19 protein-coding genes and 1 other annotated feature are annotated in these 20,888 nt (G+C 40.8%); of the genes, 15 read left to right on the forward strand and 4 right to left on the reverse strand.

Annotated elements, in window-relative coordinates; all coding sequences use genetic code 11:
• Positions 1-223 precede the first annotated feature (223 nt).
• The 4 genes from AB5123_RS10825 (at position 224) to udp (ending at position 3,982) form a co-directional block, all read left to right on the forward strand.
• Positions 224-1,720, forward strand: a complete 1,497-nt coding sequence (locus AB5123_RS10825) for an L-aspartate oxidase (RefSeq protein WP_117957955.1) — start codon at positions 224-226, stop codon at positions 1,718-1,720.
• Complete coding sequence (gene nadC / locus AB5123_RS10830) at positions 1,717-2,556, forward strand: carboxylating nicotinate-nucleotide diphosphorylase (protein ID WP_270764293.1); 840 nt, start codon at positions 1,717-1,719, stop codon at positions 2,554-2,556. The genes AB5123_RS10825 and nadC overlap by 4 nt, the downstream gene beginning before the upstream one ends.
• A 62-nt stretch (positions 2,557-2,618) precedes the next feature.
• Positions 2,619-3,173 (forward strand): DUF3592 domain-containing protein, encoded by a 555-nt coding sequence (locus AB5123_RS10835; protein WP_158455114.1) that lies wholly within the window; start codon positions 2,619-2,621, stop codon positions 3,171-3,173.
• Positions 3,174-3,193: 20 nt separating this feature from the next.
• Positions 3,194-3,982: a uridine phosphorylase gene (gene udp, locus AB5123_RS10840; protein WP_195246502.1), complete on the forward strand. Its 789-nt coding sequence runs from the start codon at positions 3,194-3,196 to the stop codon at positions 3,980-3,982.
• A 40-nt stretch (positions 3,983-4,022) separates the two neighbouring features.
• On the opposite strand, the gene AB5123_RS10845 is transcribed toward udp, so the two are convergent.
• A complete protein-coding gene (locus AB5123_RS10845) occupies positions 4,023-4,646 on the reverse strand; it encodes a pentapeptide repeat-containing protein (protein WP_368364820.1) in 624 nt (207 codons plus the stop codon).
• A 1-nt stretch (position 4,647) separates the two neighbouring features.
• Positions 4,648-5,430 carry a glycerophosphodiester phosphodiesterase family protein gene (locus AB5123_RS10850; RefSeq protein WP_368364815.1) on the reverse strand — a complete coding sequence of 261 codons (783 nt, stop codon included), beginning with the start codon at positions 5,428-5,430 and terminating at the stop codon, positions 4,648-4,650.
• 167 nt (positions 5,431-5,597) lie between these two features.
• Between AB5123_RS10850 and AB5123_RS10855 the strand changes: the two genes are divergently transcribed.
• The 3 genes from AB5123_RS10855 to AB5123_RS10865 all read left to right on the forward strand — a co-directional run bounded on the left by AB5123_RS10855 (position 5,598) and on the right by AB5123_RS10865 (position 9,107).
• Complete coding sequence (locus AB5123_RS10855; protein ID WP_329963789.1) at positions 5,598-6,818, forward strand: peptidylprolyl isomerase; 1,221 nt, start codon at positions 5,598-5,600, stop codon at positions 6,816-6,818.
• Positions 6,819-7,029: 211 nt separating this feature from the next.
• Positions 7,030-7,665 (forward strand): hypothetical protein, encoded by a 636-nt coding sequence (locus AB5123_RS10860; RefSeq protein WP_278645040.1) that lies wholly within the window; start codon positions 7,030-7,032, stop codon positions 7,663-7,665.
• A gap of 38 nt (positions 7,666-7,703) precedes the next feature.
• Positions 7,704-9,107, forward strand: coding sequence for a D-alanyl-D-alanine carboxypeptidase family protein (locus tag AB5123_RS10865; RefSeq protein WP_368364816.1), 1,404 nt, complete (start codon positions 7,704-7,706; stop codon positions 9,105-9,107).
• 49 nt (positions 9,108-9,156) lie between these two features.
• On the opposite strand, the gene AB5123_RS10870 is transcribed toward AB5123_RS10865, so the two are convergent.
• Positions 9,157-10,479, reverse strand: coding sequence for an AI-2E family transporter (locus AB5123_RS10870; RefSeq protein WP_368364817.1), 1,323 nt, complete (start codon positions 10,477-10,479; stop codon positions 9,157-9,159).
• A gap of 206 nt (positions 10,480-10,685) precedes the next feature.
• Positions 10,686-10,938, forward strand: a binding site (T-box leader).
• A gap of 75 nt (positions 10,939-11,013) precedes the next feature.
• Between AB5123_RS10870 and trpE the strand changes: the two genes are divergently transcribed.
• The 7 genes from trpE to trpA are packed head-to-tail and all read left to right on the forward strand — an operon-like array spanning position 11,014 to position 18,622.
• On the forward strand, positions 11,014-12,489 hold the full coding sequence (trpE, locus tag AB5123_RS10875) for an anthranilate synthase component I (protein WP_337811910.1): 1,476 nt from the start codon (positions 11,014-11,016) through the stop codon (positions 12,487-12,489).
• Positions 12,490-12,508: 19 nt separating this feature from the next.
• Complete coding sequence (gene trpS, locus AB5123_RS10880; protein ID WP_022288427.1) at positions 12,509-13,585, forward strand: tryptophan--tRNA ligase; 1,077 nt, start codon at positions 12,509-12,511, stop codon at positions 13,583-13,585.
• A 12-nt stretch (positions 13,586-13,597) separates the two neighbouring features.
• Positions 13,598-15,235: a bifunctional anthranilate synthase component II/anthranilate phosphoribosyltransferase gene (locus AB5123_RS10885; protein WP_368364818.1), complete on the forward strand. Its 1,638-nt coding sequence runs from the start codon at positions 13,598-13,600 to the stop codon at positions 15,233-15,235.
• A 2-nt stretch (positions 15,236-15,237) separates the two neighbouring features.
• Positions 15,238-16,017, forward strand: coding sequence for an indole-3-glycerol phosphate synthase TrpC (gene trpC, locus AB5123_RS10890; protein ID WP_278340401.1), 780 nt, complete (start codon positions 15,238-15,240; stop codon positions 16,015-16,017).
• The gene (locus AB5123_RS10895) at positions 16,018-16,650 is read left to right on the forward strand and encodes a phosphoribosylanthranilate isomerase (RefSeq protein ID WP_278340402.1); all 633 of its coding nucleotides are present in this window, start codon (positions 16,018-16,020) and stop codon (positions 16,648-16,650) included.
• A complete protein-coding gene (gene trpB / locus AB5123_RS10900; RefSeq protein ID WP_288738725.1) occupies positions 16,651-17,841 on the forward strand; it encodes a tryptophan synthase subunit beta in 1,191 nt (396 codons plus the stop codon).
• Positions 17,831-18,622, forward strand: coding sequence for a tryptophan synthase subunit alpha (gene trpA, locus AB5123_RS10905; RefSeq protein ID WP_329963784.1), 792 nt, complete (start codon positions 17,831-17,833; stop codon positions 18,620-18,622). The genes trpB and trpA overlap by 11 nt, the downstream gene beginning before the upstream one ends.
• Before the next feature lie 94 nt (positions 18,623-18,716).
• Here trpA and AB5123_RS10910 read toward each other — a convergent pair whose 3' ends face one another.
• Positions 18,717-20,132 (reverse strand): ABC transporter substrate-binding protein, encoded by a 1,416-nt coding sequence (locus AB5123_RS10910; RefSeq protein WP_117891698.1) that lies wholly within the window; start codon positions 20,130-20,132, stop codon positions 18,717-18,719.
• Positions 20,133-20,381: 249 nt separating this feature from the next.
• Between AB5123_RS10910 and rnhA the strand changes: the two genes are divergently transcribed.
• Entirely contained in the window at positions 20,382-20,825 is a 444-nt protein-coding gene (gene rnhA / locus AB5123_RS10915; protein ID WP_117856412.1) for a ribonuclease HI, read from the forward strand.
• Positions 20,826-20,888 lie beyond the last annotated feature (63 nt).

Genomic DNA, 20,888 nt, shown 5'->3' on the forward strand with positions numbered 1-20,888 from the left:
CTTTATTTTATCAGATTTTTGCCTATCTCTCTTTTCTTTTTTCTTAATTTTGTCCAATATCTATTGTAGCACTACAGGTATGTGTATTATATATTCAAATAACAGTTGAAAAAGGAAAAAATATATGGTATAATGAAATAAGTATAAATTATTTCAGAGCAATATCTGATGTGATTTTTACATAACACTTGGCGACACTCCGCCATACAAAGAGGTTACAAATATGAACAACAAAAATTATGACGTTATTATCGCTGGCTGCGGTGCGGCAGGTCTATATGCAGCACTTAACCTTTCCCGTGATTTAAATGTACTTGTGCTTTCCAAAAGAGAGCTGACCTTGTGTAACTCTTCCCTTGCGCAGGGTGGAATTGCAGGCGTTTATGACAATCCAAAGGACTCGCCTGAATATCACAAACATGATACATTTGTAGCAGGTGGATTTGAAAATGATCCTGAGTCCACTCAGGTCCTTGTTGACGAAGCCTATATTGACATTGGAAAACTCATAGAGCTTGGTGCTGACTTTGATAAGTGTCCTGATGGATCTTATCACCGCACTCTCGAAGGTGGACACGGTATGAACAGGATTTTTCATCATGCTGATACCACAGGTCTGGAGATCGAAACAACTCTACTAAGAAATGTTCAACAGCTAGATAATGTTGAGATACTCGAAAATGCCGTTATGTGCAACGCAAAGAAAACCGAAACAGGTTTTTCCATTCTTGTGCTGACTAATGACAACGAATATACGACATATAATTGCAGATACGCCATTTTTGCAACTGGTGGAATAGGCAGAGTTTACGAATACACTACAAACTCCGCTATCGCAACAGGCGACGGCATAACTATTGCTCATGAGCTTGGAGCAGAGATAAAAAATCTCAGCTATATCCAGTTCCACCCAACAGGCTTTAACAACAAGCACACTCGTGAAACTTTCCTTATATCTGAATCTGTCAGAGGCGAGGGAGCTTATCTTAAAAACTGCAACGGCGAAAGATTTATGCAAAATTATGACGACCGTCTGGAGCTTGCGCCAAGAGATGTTGTTTCTCATGCGATCATGGCTGAAGCCAAGAAAACAGGCTCTGACAAATTCTATCTTGATATCACTCACAAAGACCCTGAGTTTGTCAGAAACAGATTTCCTATGATAAATGAAAAGCTTCTCGAAGCAGGTTATGACATGACCAAGGATATGATACCTATTTTCCCTTGTCATCATTACCTTATGGGCGGCATAAATGTTGATACATATGCAAGAACTAACATTGACAGGCTCTATGCTTGCGGCGAATGTTCACATACAGGTGTTCACGGCAATAACAGACTTGCAAGCAATTCCCTACTTGAAGCTTTGGTATTTTCAAGACGTGCTGCGGCTGACATCAATGAGAAGATAAAATCTGACAGTGGTGACCTTGAAACTTACGATTTCAAGATAGACAATGAAGCCCCTCACATTCCTCAGGGCATAAGAACAGAGATAAGAGATATAATGCAGCGTGCATATTTCGTTATCCCTGATAAGGAGGCTTTGCCACCTGATCTTGAAGAAGTAACAAAGCTAAAAAATTTCCTTTGTGACGGTAATTTCAAAATAGACAGAGATTATGTTGAAGCAAGGTCTCTTACAACTGTCGCTTATATCGTATTAAAGGACGCTATCGAAAAGCTCAAATCCAAAGAAAAAATGGAGGAAAACAAATGAGATTAATGCAGTTTCAGATCGACGATATCATTAAAACAGCTCTGCTGGAGGATATCAACTATATAGACGTTACAACGGATTATCTTGTTGACGAAAATTCAGTTTCAACAGCAAAGTATGTTTCAAAGGACGAAGGCGTTCTTTGTGGAATTGATGTTGCAATGAGAGTTTTTCAGCTTCTTGACAGCAATGTTAAATGTGAGGTATTTATCCATGACGGTGAAAAGGTCAAGAAAGGCGACATTATCGCAAGAATAACAGGCTCAACAAGAGCCTTGCTCAAAGGCGAAAGAACGGCACTGAATATCGTTCAGCATATGTCAGGTGTTGCAACTGCAACAAACAGATGCGTTGAGCTTGTAAAGGGTACAAAGGCGTCTGTTGCGGATACAAGAAAAACGCTCCCAGGTCTTAGAGTTTTGCAGAAATATGCAGTTACAGTAGGCGGTGGAAAAAACCACAGATACAATCTTTCAGATTGCGCAATGCTAAAAGACACTCACCTTGACGCATATGGCAGCATGACAGGCGCAGTAAACGCTCTCAGAGAAAAAATGGGGCATACTGTCAAGATAGAAGTTGAAGTCGGAAACCTTGAAGAACTCAAAGAAGCTCTTACACTTGGCGTTGAGATAATCATGCTTGACAATATGACAAATGAAGATATGGCAAAGGCTGTTGAAATGACAAATGGCAAAGCACTTTTAGAAGCTTCAGGAAACGTGACATCTGAAACAATCCGTGCAATAGCTGAAACGGGCGTTGATATCATTTCTATCGGTGCTATCACACACTCAGTCAAGGCGTTTGACATTTCAATGAAAATGGAAAAGTAAGATAAAACAAAAGCCAACGCCATATTAAGGTGTTGGCTTTTATGCTTAAATGGGGGAAAAATATGCGTTATTACAAAAGATCTCATGTGCATTACAGCAAATCAGCAATGAAAATAATAGCGTTAGTTTTCATGTTGGTTGGCGTGACATTTCTTGCAGTTGGAATAGGTTTTGCAATACACCAAACTCAACTCAAAAACAGATGTACTCTTGAAGTCAATGCTATAATATCAGACATTCTCAGTAAAGATGAACGACATGAGAACGATGACGGACACGTAACATATAGCACAGTTTACACACCAGTGTATTCATATAACGTAGACGGACAGCTCTACACCACTCACAGCAATACATATTCCAGCAACATCAGATACAGAAGAGGACAAACGATCCAGATATTCTGTGACCCTGACGACCCTGAAACGTTTTATGCACCAAATGATACAACCAATACCATATTAACAGTTGTTTTCTGTGGATTAGGCGGGCTGTTTGCGATTATAGCAATAGTGCTTATCATAGTGCTTATACATATAAAGAAAAAACAGAAATCCGGAAAAAATTTTGCAGAAAATGAATTATACGAAGAAAATAATTATCCATACGACGAATAATTCTGAGAGGAGGAATTTTTATGGCAAGCATTATGGACGGTGAAAGACAATTTCACATAAGAACTATCCCTGAAGAAGTGGGCAGATATGTTATTATGCCGGGTGACCCTGGAAGAGTGCCAAAAATAGCGGCACTTCTTGATGACGCAAAGCAGGTGGCTCAAAACAGAGAATACAATGTTTATACAGGCTATCTTGACGGCGAAAAGGTAACTGTGTGCTCGACCGGTATCGGTGGACCATCTGCGGCAATTGCAGTGGAGGAACTGGTAAAGTGCGGCGCAGACACATTTATTCGTATCGGTACAAGCGGAGGAATGGATCTTTCCGTTAGCGGTGGCGACCTTGTTATAGCTTCGGCGGCTGTTCGTGGCGAAGGTACGTCAAAAGAATATCTCCCCGAGGGCTACCCTGCTGTAGCAGATTTCACTGTAACAACTGCCCTTGCAAAAGCTGCGGCTGAACTGTCAGAAGATAAGCTCGGCAAGCGCTATCATGTGGGCGTTGTCCACAGCAAGGACAGCTTTTATGGAGAAGTAGAGCCTGACTCAATGCCTGTGAGCGGCGATATAAATTACCGCTGGGACGCATATTTAAGGTGCGGCTGTATGACTTCCGAAATGGAATGTGCCGCAGTTTTCTCAGTAGGTATCACAAGACACGTCCGCTGTGGAGCTGTTATAACAGCTATATGGAACGTGGAGCGTTCAAAGGCAGACCTTGAAGACAATGTGAGCGACGACACCACAAGAGGTATCCACTGTGCGGTGAACGCTGTGAAAATACTGATAGAACAGGATAAAAAGTGATAAAAAGCCGCTGTGACGTTTATTGTCATAGCGGCTAAAATTATTGTATTCTTATTCCAAGGAGCATTGCAAGCTCCACAGCTTGATTGGCTGAAAAAACAGCGTTTCGGAGTTCTCTGAATGTATCAGAAACGCGAAGTCCACTTACAAGACAAGTAGAAAAATCAACGCCGCCGAGAGCCGTTCTGAAAAATGATGTGCCGAGATATTTACTTCCGCTTGTCTTAAACGCTTTTAAATTGCAGGAAACAAGCTCAGCCGAGGACATATCACTGTTTTTCACCTGGGTTTCAGACAGCTTGCACTTATCAAAAATAGAATATCCGCAGTTTGAGGATTCAAAGGCTACACTTTGAATGGAGCAATCCTTGAACTCTGCGCCAACGAGCTTGCAGGAGCGGAACTCACATCTGCTGAGGTAGGATGAGTCCAGTGATGAATTTGACAGATCGCAGGATATGAACGTCACATCAACGAATGAGGAACGCTCAAAATCGCAATCGGTAAAGGTGCAGTTTTCAAACTTACAGTTTATAAATGACAGGCAGGAGAGATCTTCGCTTTCAAGATATTCTCCGCTAAATTTACAGCCTGAAATATCGCTGTCAGTGCGTTTTGCAGTACGTTTGACTTCGTTAAGGTCGCACAATGGAAGGTCTTGCATCTTATTCACAGCTTTCATCCCAATTGTCAGAAAAATCAAAATCATCTGGAAACTGCTCTGCTATAACTGTCTTTGAAAACTGTGAAGCAGTTTCTATAAGCTCTTTGCCTCTGCCCGTCCATGTGAGCAAGTCTGCATCTATATCAACGGCCTGAAATGCAGTTTCAAGGCTTATTGACCTAAGGTCAGCTGCAATGAACTGCGGTTTTGATATAAAACGCCATATAAACGGCTGAGCACAAATGAACCTTTCGATATATTCAAGGTCTATATTCTTTCTGTATTTTGAGATAAGCTGACCCCTTGTGACTTTAGGTGAATGAAACCTAAACCACATCACTGAGAACGGGTTAAAGCTCTGCACTGCAAATTCGCCTTTGTATTTCTTCATCATATGGTCAACTCGGCTTTCAAGCTCTCCAAATGGCGCACCGCCCTTAAGCTCAATAAGAAGTGGCACTTTGCCGTCAACAGTTTTCAGCACCTCTGACAACAGTGGTATCTTTTCATCACTGTTTTTAAGTTTAAAGGCAGAAAGCTGTTCATATGTGTAATCAAACACCTTGCCCTCAATGCCGCACATTCTCATAAGGTCATTGTCATGGAAAACCACAATGCGGCAATCCTTTGTTAGACGTACATCAAGCTCGATAGAAAGACATTTTTCAACTGCAAGCCTGAATGCGGTAAGAGAATTTTCAGGAACAAGTTCTGAGTGAAGACCTCTGTGAGCAATATATTTGCCAAAATCCATATGGGATACCTCTTTTCGTATTAAAGTCATTTATATTATACTCTCCCAGGCTTAGATTGTCAACTGTATCACGCTGGATAATATATATTTCATTCACAGAAAGTTTAAGAATTATCACACAGTATCATCACAATAATAAGATATAATTAAATTTATGTTATGCAGAGGATTTTCTCTCAAAGGAAAGGACAATTATTATGATAAAGAAAATAGCCGCTGTTACAGCAGCTCTCACAATAGCTATTTGCAGCTTTACTTCATGCAGCAAAAATAACGACAGCTCATCAACCGTATCTTCCACAGTGGATTCTTCTGTTTCAGCTGTTGACAGCACAACTGAAAAACAAACACCTGAGCCGTCCCTTACAATTGACGGCAAGTCCATTGATACTAAGGACTTTATCGTTTGCACCATTGACGGCAAGGATATTGATTTTGATACTTTCAGATACTACTATTATTATACTATAAGCAAGTACACTTCCACTTACGGAGCAACCCTTGACACTATCAAGTCAACTGACGGTGGTTTTAAGCTTCTTATGGAGGACGTTATCACTGCGCTTAAGCAGGAACTTGTTGCACCTGAGCTTGCAGAAGAAAACGGAATTAAGCTTACAGACGATGACAACAAGACAATTGATGAGCAGATAGCTAAAGCAAAAGCAAACTATGATTCTGATGAAGCTTATCTTAATGACATTAAGTCGGCTTACCTCACAGAGGATCTTTACAGGAAAATGCTTGAAACAGCTACTATCTATACTAAAGTAAACGATACTCTTTTTAAGAATAACGGTAAGTATGCAACTAAAAAAGAGGACTTTAAAAAAATAGTCAAGGATACAAGCGAGTATTGCCGTGAGATTCACGTTATGATTCCTTTCTATGCACAGGTAGATCTTGATGACAGTACCGCTGACAGTTATGACAGTATGTCACTTTCAGACAAAGCGAGCGCAAAGCAGTCAGCTTATGCGAAGCTTGATGATGACGGTGTAAAGAAAGCTAAGGAAAAGGCTAAGAAGCTTGCAGAAGAAGTTCTGAAAAAAGCTCAGGACGGAGAAGACTTTGACAAGCTTATTGAAAAGTACGGCTGGGATCTCGGTCTTGAAGATCCTTCAACAGGATATTATTTCAATAAAGATACGACTGGATATCCTGAGGAGCTTGTAAAAGACGCTTTCAAACTAAAAGAAAACGGCATTTCCACTGAACTTACAGAGAATGACACATATGGATATTTCATAATCAAGCGTTTGCCGGTTGATATGGATTATGTAGAACAGAACATAGACGATATGATCTATTCATATGATACACCTGCTATCTCAAAGCTTTACAACGAAAGAATAGACAAAATGGAAGTCAAGTATTGCGACCAGTGGGACAAGATAACTGCGGACAGCATAACCTAATGGGTCATGGTATGATTAAAGAGCCTGAGCAGATCTCAGGCTCTTTTTATGCGTTTTTGTGATTGACGTGAGAGTGAATATCTGATATAATAAAAACTGAGGTGATCTTACGGACAGGCTGAAATTTCAAGATGCTTGCGATAAAATCATAGGCAAAAGCCGCGAACGCAACGGCATCGGAACTCTAGGCGAGAAAACGCTTCATGCTGTTTTGAAAAACTATTTTGAGCCATATGGCGAAAATCAGGAGATACGCATTGGAGGATATGTGGCTGATATCGTAGGCGAGAACGGTGTTATCGAGATACAAACAAGACAGTTCAACAAACTGCTGAAAAAACTTGAAGCCTTTCTTGACTACTGCGACGTGACAGTGGTCTACCCTATCCCTGCGGTCAAATATGTCCGTTGGATAGATACTGAAACAGGAGAGTTGTCAGAAAAGCACAAATCGCCGAGAAAATACACTATCTACGAAGTCATGCCCGAACTGTACAAAATAAAATACACCCTTGATAACCCCCGATTTCATTTGTGCCTTTGTATGCTTGAAACCGAGGAGATAAGATTGCTTAACGGCTGGTCAAAGAACAAAAAGCGTGGATCCTCACGTCATGACAGGATACCAAAGGGACTTATTGACGAGATACACCTTGACTGCCCTGCCGACTTTGATATGTTCCTCCCGAAGGACCTGCCAAAAAAGTTCACTTCTAAAGACTTTGCCTTTAATGCAAAGATATCTCGTGAATATGCACAGGTAACGCTTAATATACTCACATATCTTGAAAGAGTGAAACGTGTGGGCAAACAGGGTGCTAATATACTTTATGAGAAAACTGAATGAGCAAGACTCTTTACATACAGTGCGAAAGGAAGCTGTAAATGAAACTAAAACGAAAAATCAGCAGGATATTATCCATGACGCTGGCAATAATGCTGCTTGTGCCTGCGATGTGTGCAGACGCATTCAATTTTACACCTACATCAGGCTATGACGATGACGGAAAAGCGATACCATTGGAGCTTTACTCTGAAGCGGTCTATATGGTCAATCTTGACAGCGGTGAAGCTATCGTTGACATAAACGGTGAAGACGAGCGTGTGCCTGCTTCCCTAACAAAGATAATGACTGCTGTGGTGCTTCTGGACAAATTCAAAGGTGATGAACAAAAGCTGAAAGATACATACTATTCAGCAGGCTCGGAAGCATTTGATGAACTATATGATACTGGTGCTTCAACAGCTGATATACAACCAGGCGAAGAAGTAAGCTGTTATGATCTCCTGGCGGCACTGCTTATCCCATCCTCATGTGAAGCAGCGAATATAATCGCTTTGAATGTGTCCGATTCCATAACAGAATTTACAGACCTTATGAATGAAAAAGCTGAAAAACTCGGCATGGAAAATACACACTTTTCAAATGCACATGGTCTGTGGGCACAACAGAATTATTCGTCCTGCAAGGATATGGCAACTCTTTGTGAATATGCCATAAGCAAATATCAGGTATTTCGTGATATTGTCTGTCTGCCAAGCTATCATATGGCATCCACCTCTTATCACTCAGATGGTACAGATATTTATAATACAAACCTTATGCTTGACTCAATGACCGATTATTACTACTCCTATGCTAAAGGCATAAAGACAGGCACCCTTGACTCCGCTGGAAGATGTTTAGCTTCATATGCGGAATATGAAGGCACCACATATCTTATTGTGACAATGGGTGCACCAATGGATAAGCTTGAAGAAGATGTGAAGAAGGGCGAGGAAGATCCTGATTCCATATATGGTGGAGATAATGTTTACTACAACCTCCTTGATCACATCAATCTTTACAAATGGGCATTTTCAAGTCTTGTAGCAACGGATTTTGTGGACAAAGACAGCGAAGTCCGTGATGTAAAGGTAAGCTATGGTGACGGCATAGATTATGCAAATCTTAAACCTGCAAATGGTTTTACAAGGCTGTGGCCTGTAGATATATCAGTAAATGATGTGGAAAAGAAAATAACCGTTTATGACAACGTTGTTGCACCTGTTGAAGTTGGCGATGTGCTTGGTAAAATGGAACTTGTCTACAAAGGTGAAGTGCTTGCAACTATAGATCTAGTTTCCACAACTAAAGTAGAACGTTCCCAAGTCAAAGCGAAGGTTAAAATAGCTAAGTCATACTTTGAATCGTCTGTTTTCAAGGTCACATTAACAATACTTATTGCACTTATAGTAATATACTCTGTGATACATATTGCAAAAATACAGAAAAAATACATGAAATAAAATAAGCGGTCTGCTCACTATGAATTGTGAACAGGCCGCTCTTTTGCGTTTACTGATCTTTATTTTCGTTGTGATCGTCAACTATTTCTGGATCATCCTCTCTGTTGACCTCATTTACCTCATCAGCACTTGGAATGACCATGGCGTCAAGCTGTTCAGGTGTAAGCGGAATACGCTTTTCATTTTTCTTATACAAATGCTCAACATCCTCCATATAATAGTCGGTATCTACAGGGAGCTTCTTCTTTCTTAATCGCTGAACAACGCTCTCTCGTGTAAAAGTATAAAGCAATGCAAAAGTCGGAACTGCAATGACCATACCTATGAACCCAAACAAATTTCCAAAGAAGAACAGTGATACCAGCACCCAAAAACCAGTAAGCCCAGTAGAATCACCAAGTATCTTAGGACCAAGGATATTGCCGTCAAACTGCTGTAAAATAACTATGAAAATAAGAAGTATAATGGCTTTTTTAGGATCAATAAACAGCATAAGTGCAGTTGATGGTATCGCACCGATTATCGGTCCAAAAAATGGGATAATATTAGTTACACCCACAAGAACACTTATCATGATGTTGTAAGGCATATTCATGATAGTCAGACCTATAAAGCAAAGAACTCCGATTATTGCCGAGTCAATGATCTTTCCGCTCAAAAAACCTGCAAAAACTTTATTTGTTTCAGTGCAAACTCTCATGATCTTCTCACATGTAGACTTTTTTGTGTTTGCAATGATTATCTTCTTAGCCTGAGCAAGAAGCTTTTCCTTGCTGCAAAGCATATAGATAGAAACGATAAATCCAAATACAAAGTTTTTAAGAACATTGATAACGCCCCATGCACCCGAAAGAATATTTTCAAACATCGGCTGTACCTTCTCGATAACGGTTCCCAAATCAGTTGAAAAAGCTTTGAGCTTCTCCGTAGCCATTGTTTCGATATCAGGATAGTTTTTAAACAGCTTATTTATCCAACCCTGCACTTTAACAACGATGTTAGATGCATTGTTAAAAATATCAATTATGGAATTTATAAGTTCTGGAACAACAACATAAGTAAGTCCAACAACTATCCCCAGAAAAACAAGTGACGCTACAGTTACTGAGCAGGCTCTGGTAAGCTTTTTCTTAGCTGGATTTTTTACCACTTTATTTCTGAACAGCTTTTCAAAATTCACCATTATAGGATTTATAAGAAATGCGATCACAAGACCAACTATAACAGGCGTAAGTGCAGAAACAAGTGTGGAAATAAGCTTTAAGATCGTATTAAATTTAAATACAGCCACTACCAAAAGCACATTTATAGCAATAACGATAACTGCATAAAATGCAATTGTGGTGTATTTCTTATTAGTTTGTACTTTCATATATTTTCCTTTCTCAATTACCTTAACTATTACTTTATTATACACTACATTATTTATAAATGCAAGGAATATTGAAAATTTAAAATTATTTATTTTGGTATAAATCCAAATCGCAAAAGAATATTTACACAATAGCAATAATATTTACATTTTCTGATATTGACATTTTAGAAACATAGGAATATAATAAAACTAAAGTTAATACGATAAATCCTATGAGCAAAAGTAAGTAGTTTGATGCAAAAGGTCACAGAGAGTCAGCGGTAGGTGTGAGCTGATACATTTTCTTCAGATGAATGGATTTGTGAGGAGCGGTGTGAAAGTTTTTACGAGTATCACTCGCCGTGATTCCTGCGTTAAAGGACAGGATATTGATTTCTGCCAGTCAGAATGCGTATCTGTGAGCCGATAATTTATTATCGGGAAATTGGGTGGCACCACGGTTCTATCGTCCCATAACTAGATGTTATGTGTGATGACAGGACTTTTTTTATTGTCAATTTTACGACAAAAAAGCATTTAGGAGGAATATTTATGCTGTACCCTGCTATTGAACAAGTAAAGGAACTTTTTGAAAACTACAAGACTGTGCCTGTATTCTATGAGCTTCTCATGGATTCATGTACGCCAATACAACTTTTTAACTGTCTGCACGAGGCGTATGATGATTGTTTCATTCTTGAATCTGTAGATAATAAAGACCAGTGGGGCAGATATTCATATGTGGGCATTGATCCTAAATGCGAATATATTCTTGACAAGCACATTGTTACTGTTAAGGAGAAAGGCAAGGCTGATGAAACGGTAAAAGTCGATGATCCTATCGCTTTCTTTTCTGAGATAATCGAGGGCCACAAGTCACCGAGATTTAATAATTATCCAAAGCTCACAGGTGGTCTAATAGGATTTTTCGCTTATGATATGATAAGATACTTTGAGAAAACACTGTGCAACCCACCTGAGGACGATCTTAAGCTTCCTGACGCTGACCTGCACCTTTTTGAAAAGATCGTTGCTTACGATCACCTTTCAAACAAGGCTGTAATAATCCTCAACATCAATAAGAGCGATGATCTTGAAACTAAATACAAAGAATGTGAAAAGATATGCAACGAAGTAGTTGAAACTCTTAGAAATTACAAGCCTGTTATGAAAACTCCAAAGACAATGGAGGACAACATCACAGTAAAATCCAACATCACAAAGGAACATTATCTTGCAAACGTTGAAAAGGCTAAGGAATACATCAAAGAGGGCGACATCTTCCAGATAGTTCCGTCACAGAGATTTGAGATAGACAATCCGCCTGACAGCTTTGACGTTTACAGAATGCTCCGCTCCACTAATCCGTCACCTTACCTTTACTACTTTAAGCACAATGATTATGCTGTTGCAGGCGCTTCACCTGAAATGCTGGTATCAGTAGAAAACAGAACGGTAGTAACAAGACCAATTGCAGGCACTATCAAGCGTGGAGCGACCTACGACGAAGATATCCGCAATGAACAACAGCTTCTCAACGATCCAAAGGAAAGAGCTGAACACACAATGCTCGTTGACCTTGGAAGAAACGACATAGGAAAGGTTTCTGAGTTCGGCTCCGTAACTGTTACAGACATGATGATAGTTGAAAGATATTCAAAGGTTATGCACCTTGTATCTAATGTAAAGGGTACACTGAGAGAAGATAAGAAACCTCTTGACGCACTTATGGCAGTTCTTCCTGCTGGCACTCTTTCAGGCGCACCGAAGGTAAGAGCAATGGAGATAATCGACGAGCTTGAAACAACAAAAAGAGACCTTTATGGCGGAACAGTTGGTTATCTTGCATTTGACGGTTCGCTGGATACTTGTATCGCTATAAGAACAGTGCTTTTCAAAAATAACAAGGCTTATATCCAAGCAGGAGGCGGAGTTGTCGCTGACTCTGTTCCTGAGAACGAATATCAGGAGTCATGCAACAAGGCAATGGCTGTTATAAATGCAATAAAAGAAGCAAGCAAATTATAATTTAAAAGGAGTTAATAACATGAGCAATAATATTATTCTTACAGGCGATAGACCAACTGGATCACTTCATCTTGGTCATTATGTAGGTTCTCTCAGAAAAAGAGTTGAACTTCAAAACACAGGAAAATTTGATCAGTTCGTTATGATAGCCGATCTTCAGGCACTTACAGATAACGCTGACAATCCTGAGAAGATAAGACAAAACATTCTCGAGGTAATGCTTGACTATCTTGCTGTAGGACTTGAGCCTGACAAAACAACATTCTTCGTTCAGTCACATATCCCAGCACTTTACGAGCTTCCAATGTACTATTCAAACCTCGTTACAATGTCAAGACTTGAAAGAAACCCTACTATCAAGTCTGAGATAAAAATGAGAAACTTTGAAAGAAACCTTCCTGTTGGCTTTATGACATATCCTATCAGCCAGGCAGCAGACATCACAGCATTCAAGGCTAAGTATGTTCCTGTTGGAGAAGATCAGCTTCCAATGCTTGAACAGGCAAGAGAGATAGTAAACAGCTTCAACAGAATTTATAAGTGCGATATACTTGTTGAGCCTGAGGCTGTTCTCCCAGACAACGCAAGCTGCAACAGACTTGTTGGTACAGACGGCAACACAAAGATGAGCAAATCTCTTGGCAACTGCATTTACCTTAAAGACGATGAAAAAACTCTGAAAAACAAGATAATGTCAATGTACACTGACCCTACACACATCAATGTAAGCGACCCCGGTCACACAGAGGGCAATCCGGTATTTATCTATCTTGACGCATTCAGCAAGGATGAAGATTTTGCTAAATACTTCCCTGACTATAAGAACCTCGCAGAGATGAAAGAACATTATGAGCGTGGCGGCCTTGGCGATATGAAATGTAAGAAGTTTCTTAACAACGTTATGCAAGAATTTCTCGCACCTATCAGAGCAAGACGAGAGGAATATGAGAAAGACAAAGAGCAGCTCATAGAGATACTTAAAAAAGGCACACAACGTGCAATAGAGGTTTCAAACGAAACTGTTTCAGAAATAAGGAATGCTATCGGCATAAACTACTTCAACGACAAAACTTTCATTGATAAGTTTGTACTGTAAAGGAAGATTACTATGATTTTACTTATTGACAACTATGACAGCTTTACCTACAATCTTTATCAGGCTGTAGGCGTACTCACAAAAGACATTACAGTAGCAAGAAATGATGAGATAACCATAGATGAGATCGAAAAAATGTCACCTGCGGCTATCATCATCTCCCCTGGTCCTGGTTATCCAAAGGACGCAGGAATTTCCGAAGAGGTCATAAAGACATTCAGTGGCAGGATCCCTATACTTGGCGTTTGTCTAGGACACCAGGCGATAGCCGAAGCATTCGGTGGAAAGATAGTTCATGCAAAGCAGCAGCTTCACGGCAAGCAGACAGATATCAATCTTAACACTGCAAACCCACTTTTCAGCGGTCTGAAAAGCACAATAAAAGCCGCAAGATATCACTCACTTGTTGTTGACAGTATTTCACTTCCTACCTGCCTGTCTGTTATTGCAACTGACGATAAAGCTCAGATAATGGCAATAAGACACAGAGAACACCCAACCTATGGCGTTCAGTTCCACCCTGAGTCAGTTCTCACTGGCGAAGTTGGAAACATGATAATCGAAAACTTCCTGAACGATATCGCAGGCATAAAGACCACAAAAACAAAGTCTGCAGCTCTTCCTGACAGCGAAAGAGTTGAGCTTAAAAAGTATCTCAAAATAGTATGTGATGGAAAGTCACTAACTGAGGACGAAGCTTATAAAGCAATGGATATCATCATGAGCGACAGAGCTTCTAATGCTCAGATCGCCTGCCTGCTCACAGCTCTGAGAATGAAAGGTGAGACTATTGACGAGATAACAGGCTTTGCAAAGGTAATGAGAGAAAAAATGTCAAAAGTCAATGTCAAGGGTACTCTTGATATAGTTGGCACAGGTGGAGATCTTTCAAACAGCTTCAACATTTCCACAACCTCTTCATTCGTAATTGCGGCAGCAGGACAGAAAGTCGCAAAACACGGCAACAGAAGCGTTTCTTCAAAGAGCGGTGCGGCTGATGTTCTCGAGGCTCTTGGAGTTAAAATTCAGTCAACACATGAGCAGGCTGAAAAGTCCCTTGACGAGATCGGTCTTTCATTCCTGTTTGCACAGTCATATCACTCAGCAATGAGATTTGTAGGACCTACAAGAGCGCAGATAGGTGTAAGAACTGTTTTCAACATTCTCGGACCTCTCGCAAATCCTGCAAAAGCAGACTTCATGATACTTGGCACATATGATCCTGATCTGCTTGAACCAATGGCTAAGGTGCTTATGAACCTAGGCATAAAAAGAGCAATGCTCGTTTACGGCAACGACAGACTTGACGAAGTTTCTATATCAGCTCCTACAACTATCTGCGAGATAAATGGTGGAAAGATTATCAAGTATGAGATAAAGCCTGAGGACTTCGGTCTTAAAAGAGGAAAGCTTTCTGACATCGTTGGCGAGGACGGAAAGGGCAACGCAGCTATCACAAGAGGTATACTTGAGGGCACAATCAAGGGTGCAAAGAGAGATATTGTTCTTCTCAACTCAGGCTGTGCACTTTATATCTGCGGCAAATGTGACAGCATCGAAGAGGGCGTAAAGACTGCAGCTGAAATGATAGACAGCGGAAAGGCTCTTAAAAAGCTTGAAGAACTTGTTGAACTTACTAACAGAGGATAAAAATGATACTTGACAATATCTGCGACAAAAGAAAAGAACAGCTTGAAAGAGATATATCAAAAGTTTCAAGACAGGATATAAAAGCTATGTCAGCCCAAAAGGAATACCAAACTGTCTCCTTTTCAAAGGCTGTAAAGCGTGATACCCTTTCAGTCATAAGCGAGGTAAAGAAAGCTTCTCCGTCAAAGGGACTTATCTGCCCTGATTTTGACCCAGTGAAAACTGCCAGCGAATATGAGAAAAACGGTGCGAACGCTATTTCCTGTCTCACTGAAGAGCACTATTTTCAAGGCTCTGCGGAATATCTCAAAGCTATAAGAGCGGCTGTAAAGCTGCCGATACTCCGCAAGGATTTTATCATCGACGAATATCAGCTCTACGAGGCAAGAGCCTTAGGTGCTGATGCAGTGCTGCTTATCTCGGCTATACTCAGCGAGGGTCAGATGAAAGAATATTCTGACATTGCACACGAGCTTGGACTTGAATGTCTTGTAGAAGTGCACAATGAGGAAGAGTATAAAAAGACGCTTGGTTTTAAGCCTGATATGCTTGGCATAAACAACAGAAATCTTTACACTTTTGACGTTGACCTTGAAACCACGGGCAGGCTCAGCAGCATAATAGGCGACCATGCAGTGCTTGTTTCAGAGAGCGGTATAAAAACAAATGCCGATATGAAAAAGGTACGCAGTCTTGGTGCAGACGCTGTGCTTATAGGTGAAACGCTTATGAGAAGCGGCAATATCGGTACAACTCTCCATGAACTGAGAGAGGGCGTATAAATGACAAAAATCAAGATATGTGGTATGCGCCGTGTGGACGATATTCTTTATGTGAACACATACCACCCTGATTATGCAGGCTTTATACTGTCGGAGGGCTTTACACGCACGGTAGACATTGACACATTCTACGATCTTGAACTTCTTCTTAATAAGGAAATCAAACGAGTGGGCGTTTTTGTAAACGAGCCTATAGAGAATATTCTGAAAAGCTTTGCACAGAAGCTTGATGTTATCCAGCTTCACGGTGAGGAAAACGCAGAGTATATTGATAAGCTCCGTGAAAACTGCGACTGTGAGATATGGAAAGCCGTTCGTGTGAAATGTGCTGATGATATTGCAAAAGCTGACGCACTTCCCGCCCACAAACTGCTTATAGACAGCTTTTCAGCAGGCAGCTACGGTGGAACAGGCAAGCGTGTTGACCTTGATGTGTTCTCCAATGTGAGTATTTCAAAGCCTTTCTTACTTGCAGGTGGACTGAACGAGGATAACATCTGCTCTGCTATGGAAAAGGTACAACCTTACGGCGTTGACTTTTCAAGTTCAGTGGAAACCGATGGCTTCAAGGACGAAAACAAGATAAAAAGGATAGTTGAAACTATCAGAAATAATACCGAAAGAAGGATATAAATGAGTAAAATTGGACGATTTGGCGAATTTGGCGGACAATATATTCCTGAAACTGTCATGACTGCTGTTCACGAGCTTGAAAAAGCTTACGATAAATACAAAGACGATCCTGAGTTCAACAAAGAGCTTCAGGAGCTTTACCACAATTATGCAGGCAGACCGTCAATGCTTTATTATGCAGAAAAGATGACCAAAGATCTTGGCGGAGCTAAAATATACATCAAACGTGAGGATCTTAACCACACAGGTTCTCACAAAATAAACAACGTTCTGGGTCAGATACTTTTGGCAAAGAAAATGGGCAAGAAGCGCATAATCGCTGAGACTGGTGCAGGTCAGCACGGCGTTGCCACTGCTACAGTATGTGCTCTTATGGGTCTTGAATGCGAGGTCTATATGGGCGAAACAGATATGAAAAGACAATCCCTTAACGTTTACAGAATGAATCTTCTTGGAGCAAAGGTAACAGGCGTTGCAAGCGGTACTGCTACACTGAAAGACGCTATCAATGAAGCTTTCAGAGATTGGGTATCAAACATCGACACAACTTTCTACTGCATAGGCTCTGTAATGGGACCTCACCCTTATCCTACAATGGTTAGGGATTTTCAGAAAGTTATCAGCGCTGAGATAAAGGCACAGCTTATGGAAAAGGAAGGCAGACTACCTGATTGCGTTGTTGCCTGCGTAGGCGGTGGCTCAAACGCTATGGGTGCATTCTACAACTTTATCGAAGACAAGTCAGTCAAGCTTGTTGGTGCAGAAGCAGCAGGCAGAGGCATTGACACACCTGACCATGCGGCTACAGTTGCAAAAGGCTCACTTGGTATATTCCACGGCATGAAATCGCTTTTCTTGCAGAACGAATATGGTCAGATCGACCCTGTTTACTCAATTTCCGCAGGTCTTGACTACCCAGGTATCGGACCTGAGCACGCATATCTTAACTCTATAGGCAGAGCGCAGTATGTTGACATAACCGATGAAGAAGCAGTTTGTGCTTTTGAGTACCTTTCAAGAACAGAGGGTATAATCCCTGCTATCGAGTCATCACACGCAGTTGCCGCTGCGCTTAAGATTGCTCCTACAATGGATAAGGACTCAATACTTGTCATCAACCTTTCAGGCAGAGGCGACAAGGACGTATACTCAATAGCAAGATACAGGGAGGTCGAGCTCAATGAAGAATAGGATAGACGCTTGTTTTGAAAAGCTTAAAGCAGAAAACAAAAAGGCGCTTGTGACATTTATCACCGCAGGCGATCCTGATATGGATACAACAGAAAAGTGCGTTCTTGAAATGTATAAAAATGGTTCTGACATTATCGAGATCGGAGTGCCGTTCTCTGACCCTATCGCAGAGGGTGCAACTATTCAGAAAGCTTCTCTGCGTTCTCTGAGCGGCGGAACGAATCTTGACAAGATATTTGACCTTGTAAGAAAACTCCGCACACAGACTGACAAGCCTATGCTTCTGATGATGTATATAAACACTATCTTCAAGTTCGGTACAGCAAAGTTCTTTGAGCTTTGCAAAGAAACTCAGATAGACGGTGTTATCGTTCCTGATATGCCTTTCGAGGAACGTGAAGAGCTTCAGGGCGAAGCTGAGAAAAATGGTATCTACACTATCTTCCTCGTTGCACCGACTTCACACGAGCGTGTAAAAATGATAGCAGAAAAGTCAAAGGGCTTTTTGTATGTTGTATCTTCACTGGGCGTTACTGGTATGCGTTCAGAGATAACCACTGATTTTAACGAGCTGCTTGCACCTATCCGAAACAACGATCACTGCCCTTGCTGCATAGGTTTCGGAATTTCAAATCCTGAGCAGGCAAAGAAAATGTCCCAGTACGCTGACGGCGTTATCATGGGAAGTGCTGTTGTCAAGATAGTTGAGGAACACGGCAAAGACGCTCCTGAATATGTTGGCAAGTTTATCAAGTCTGTTCGTAAGGGTATGGACAGCTAAATATAACAAAGCAAGGCTCTGAGCAAAAACTCAGAGCCTTATTTTTATGCAAAAAAACAAGACCCCGATTTTATCGAGGTCTTGCAAAATATTCTTATGAATTTTTCTTATTGAATGCAACAACAGCGTCGTTGATAGTCTTAAGCTCGGCGTCAACAGTTGCGGAGTATGATTCTCTCAGCTCTGTCCATGAGAACTGTTTGCCATTATCGTCAGCCTTGTTTGTGTATTCATAAAGCTTTCTTGTTACGCAGTTGCCGTCCTCATTTGCGTTGTCGTCAGACATTGTGGAAGAAATTCCGTAGCCGTAGTCAAACACCTGATTGTACTCAGAAGATGAGCAATCAACGATCACCTGATACATATCCTCTGTCCAGTTAGGGTTAGCGTTGAGGAATTTCTCCTTGCCGTTTTCCTTATATGTTTCATCTGTGTTAGCCATTCTGCAGCACTCATACCAGCACTTTACAGCCTCTTTAGCTGTTGAACCTCTTACCCACATATATGCCGTCATATCAGATGTCATGTACTTTTCATCAGTGTTAGGATCAGACGGAACAGGGACCACTCTCCAAGTGTCAGCGTCAGAAGGTCCGTTATTTCCTGTCATAGCCCATGAACCCATGCAGTAGAACAGCAGATTGCCGTCTTTAAGCGCCTGCTTAGCATTGCCAAGCCAGTTGCCGTTTACAAGGTTGTTCTTACCTACCTGATAAAGCAGATCTTCTGCTCTTTCGATATCAGGGTCATTTATATTGTTTGTGAACTTCTCTCCGTCATAGTTTACCATTGTTTTACCAGTCTGCTGAATGACCTGTGTCTGGAACCAACCATTAATACCAAATCTCTCAACATCAGCAGGAGCATTTGAAACAAACTCCGACATCATGTCATACCAGTTATCCCAATTCCACTCGTTGTTCTGATAAAGCTCATATGGATCGTCAAGACCCTCAGCATCAATAACGTCCTGATCGTACATCATAAGCGTGCCGACTGTGAAGCTTATAGGAGCAACATAATGCTTGCCGCCCATAACGAACTTGTCAGCCGCTGTTTTCACATCAGCCCACAGCGGATCGTCAAAGTTCACAATATCGTCAACAGGCTGATACATATCCTTAAGCACCTGTGCAGGGAAAGCCATCCACTCATACTTGAAGATATCAGGTACATTCTGCTGAGCCATGATAGCACTAGCGAGCTGGTCAAATTTTTCGCTATCAGTTACTCTTGTGTACTCTACTTTACCACCCTTGTTGTTGAAAAGAGTCATCTCAACGGACTTATCCTCGCCCTTTTTCTCGTCAGGGTTAAGGTCATATGTACCCATCCAACGGATAGTTTTCTGAGCGTCGTCAGGGATAGCCTCTATTTCCTGTGTGTCCTCAACTTTAACTTTCTTTACTGTTGATACCTTTGAACTGCTGTCGCCTGTGGAGCCACAACCTGCAACTGCAAAAACAGATGTAAGCGCTACTGCCAATGCAAGAATCTTCTTGATCTTCATAAAATAATTGACCTCCAAATCAAATGATTTTCTGTCTTAATAACCAATGTCACACTACAATTATAAAACCTAATGTCCTTTAAGTCAATTCTCATTTTATACAAAGACATTCAAGCCATTTGTATAATTTGAACATTTCAAAAGTAATAAATATTAAAATATTAAACCTCGAGAGGTACTTGAAAAAAAGAGAGAAATGTAGTATAATATGTTTTGCATAATAATCATCACAAAAACGGAGATAAATAAATGAAGAAAATAGAAATTTTCACTGACGGTGCTTGTTCAGGCAATCCCGGTCCTGGAGGATACGGTGCGATACTAAGATACAAAGGCACATCAAAAGAGCTTTGGGGCGGCGACCCTTCAACTACCAATAACCGCATGGAGCTAACCGCTGTTATCACTGCCCTTTCAGCACTGAAAGAGCCATGTGAGGTAGAGCTTTACAGCGACTCAAAGTATATAATTGATGCTGTTACAAAAGGCTGGGCAAAAAAATGGCGTGCAAACAACTGGGTGAAATCGGACAAGAAAAAGGCTCTAAACAGTGATCTGTGGGAAAAGCTTCTTGATCTGCTGGAGGTGCATAAGGTCAATTTCAACTGGGTAAAAGGCCATGCAGGACATCCGGAAAACGAACGTTGTGACGAACTTGCAGTCATGGGCTCAAAGAAATTCAGTAGAAGTTAAATTTCTGTTAAATTAACGAAATCACTTGCATTTTGTAGTAAATAAGTATATAATAAAATAGTA

The organism is Ruminococcus sp. RTP21204st1_B2_RTP21204_210225, from assembly GCF_040914135.1.
GTDB lineage: Bacteria > Bacillota > Clostridia > Oscillospirales > Ruminococcaceae > Hominimerdicola > Hominimerdicola aceti.

Bases quoted from the DNA above. Each gene is read 5' to 3' on its own strand.
- AB5123_RS10835 (WP_158455114.1), top strand. From the start codon at position 2,619: ATGCGTTATTACAAAAGATCTCATGTGCATTACAGCAAATCAGCAATG.
- AB5123_RS10850 (WP_368364815.1), bottom strand. From the start codon at position 5,430: ATGACTTTAATACGAAAAGAGGTATCCCATATGGATTTTGGCAAATAT.
- AB5123_RS10855 (WP_329963789.1), top strand. From the start codon at position 5,598: ATGATAAAGAAAATAGCCGCTGTTACAGCAGCTCTCACAATAGCTATT.
- AB5123_RS10895 (WP_278340402.1), top strand. From the start codon at position 16,018: ATGACAAAAATCAAGATATGTGGTATGCGCCGTGTGGACGATATTCTT.
- nadC (WP_270764293.1), top strand. From the start codon at position 1,717: ATGAGATTAATGCAGTTTCAGATCGACGATATCATTAAAACAGCTCTG.
- AB5123_RS10910 (WP_117891698.1), bottom strand. From the start codon at position 20,132: ATGAAGATCAAGAAGATTCTTGCATTGGCAGTAGCGCTTACATCTGTT.
- trpB (WP_288738725.1), top strand. From the start codon at position 16,651: ATGAGTAAAATTGGACGATTTGGCGAATTTGGCGGACAATATATTCCT.
- AB5123_RS10885 (WP_368364818.1), top strand. From the start codon at position 13,598: ATGATTTTACTTATTGACAACTATGACAGCTTTACCTACAATCTTTAT.
- udp (WP_195246502.1), top strand. From the start codon at position 3,194: ATGGCAAGCATTATGGACGGTGAAAGACAATTTCACATAAGAACTATC.
- AB5123_RS10865 (WP_368364816.1), top strand. From the start codon at position 7,704: ATGAAACTAAAACGAAAAATCAGCAGGATATTATCCATGACGCTGGCA.
- trpS (WP_022288427.1), top strand. From the start codon at position 12,509: ATGAGCAATAATATTATTCTTACAGGCGATAGACCAACTGGATCACTT.
- rnhA (WP_117856412.1), top strand. From the start codon at position 20,382: ATGAAGAAAATAGAAATTTTCACTGACGGTGCTTGTTCAGGCAATCCC.
- AB5123_RS10870 (WP_368364817.1), bottom strand. From the start codon at position 10,479: ATGAAAGTACAAACTAATAAGAAATACACCACAATTGCATTTTATGCA.
- trpC (WP_278340401.1), top strand. From the start codon at position 15,238: ATGATACTTGACAATATCTGCGACAAAAGAAAAGAACAGCTTGAAAGA.
- AB5123_RS10845 (WP_368364820.1), bottom strand. From the start codon at position 4,646: ATGCAAGACCTTCCATTGTGCGACCTTAACGAAGTCAAACGTACTGCA.
- AB5123_RS10825 (WP_117957955.1), top strand. From the start codon at position 224: ATGAACAACAAAAATTATGACGTTATTATCGCTGGCTGCGGTGCGGCA.
- trpA (WP_329963784.1), top strand. From the start codon at position 17,831: ATGAAGAATAGGATAGACGCTTGTTTTGAAAAGCTTAAAGCAGAAAAC.
- trpE (WP_337811910.1), top strand. From the start codon at position 11,014: ATGCTGTACCCTGCTATTGAACAAGTAAAGGAACTTTTTGAAAACTAC.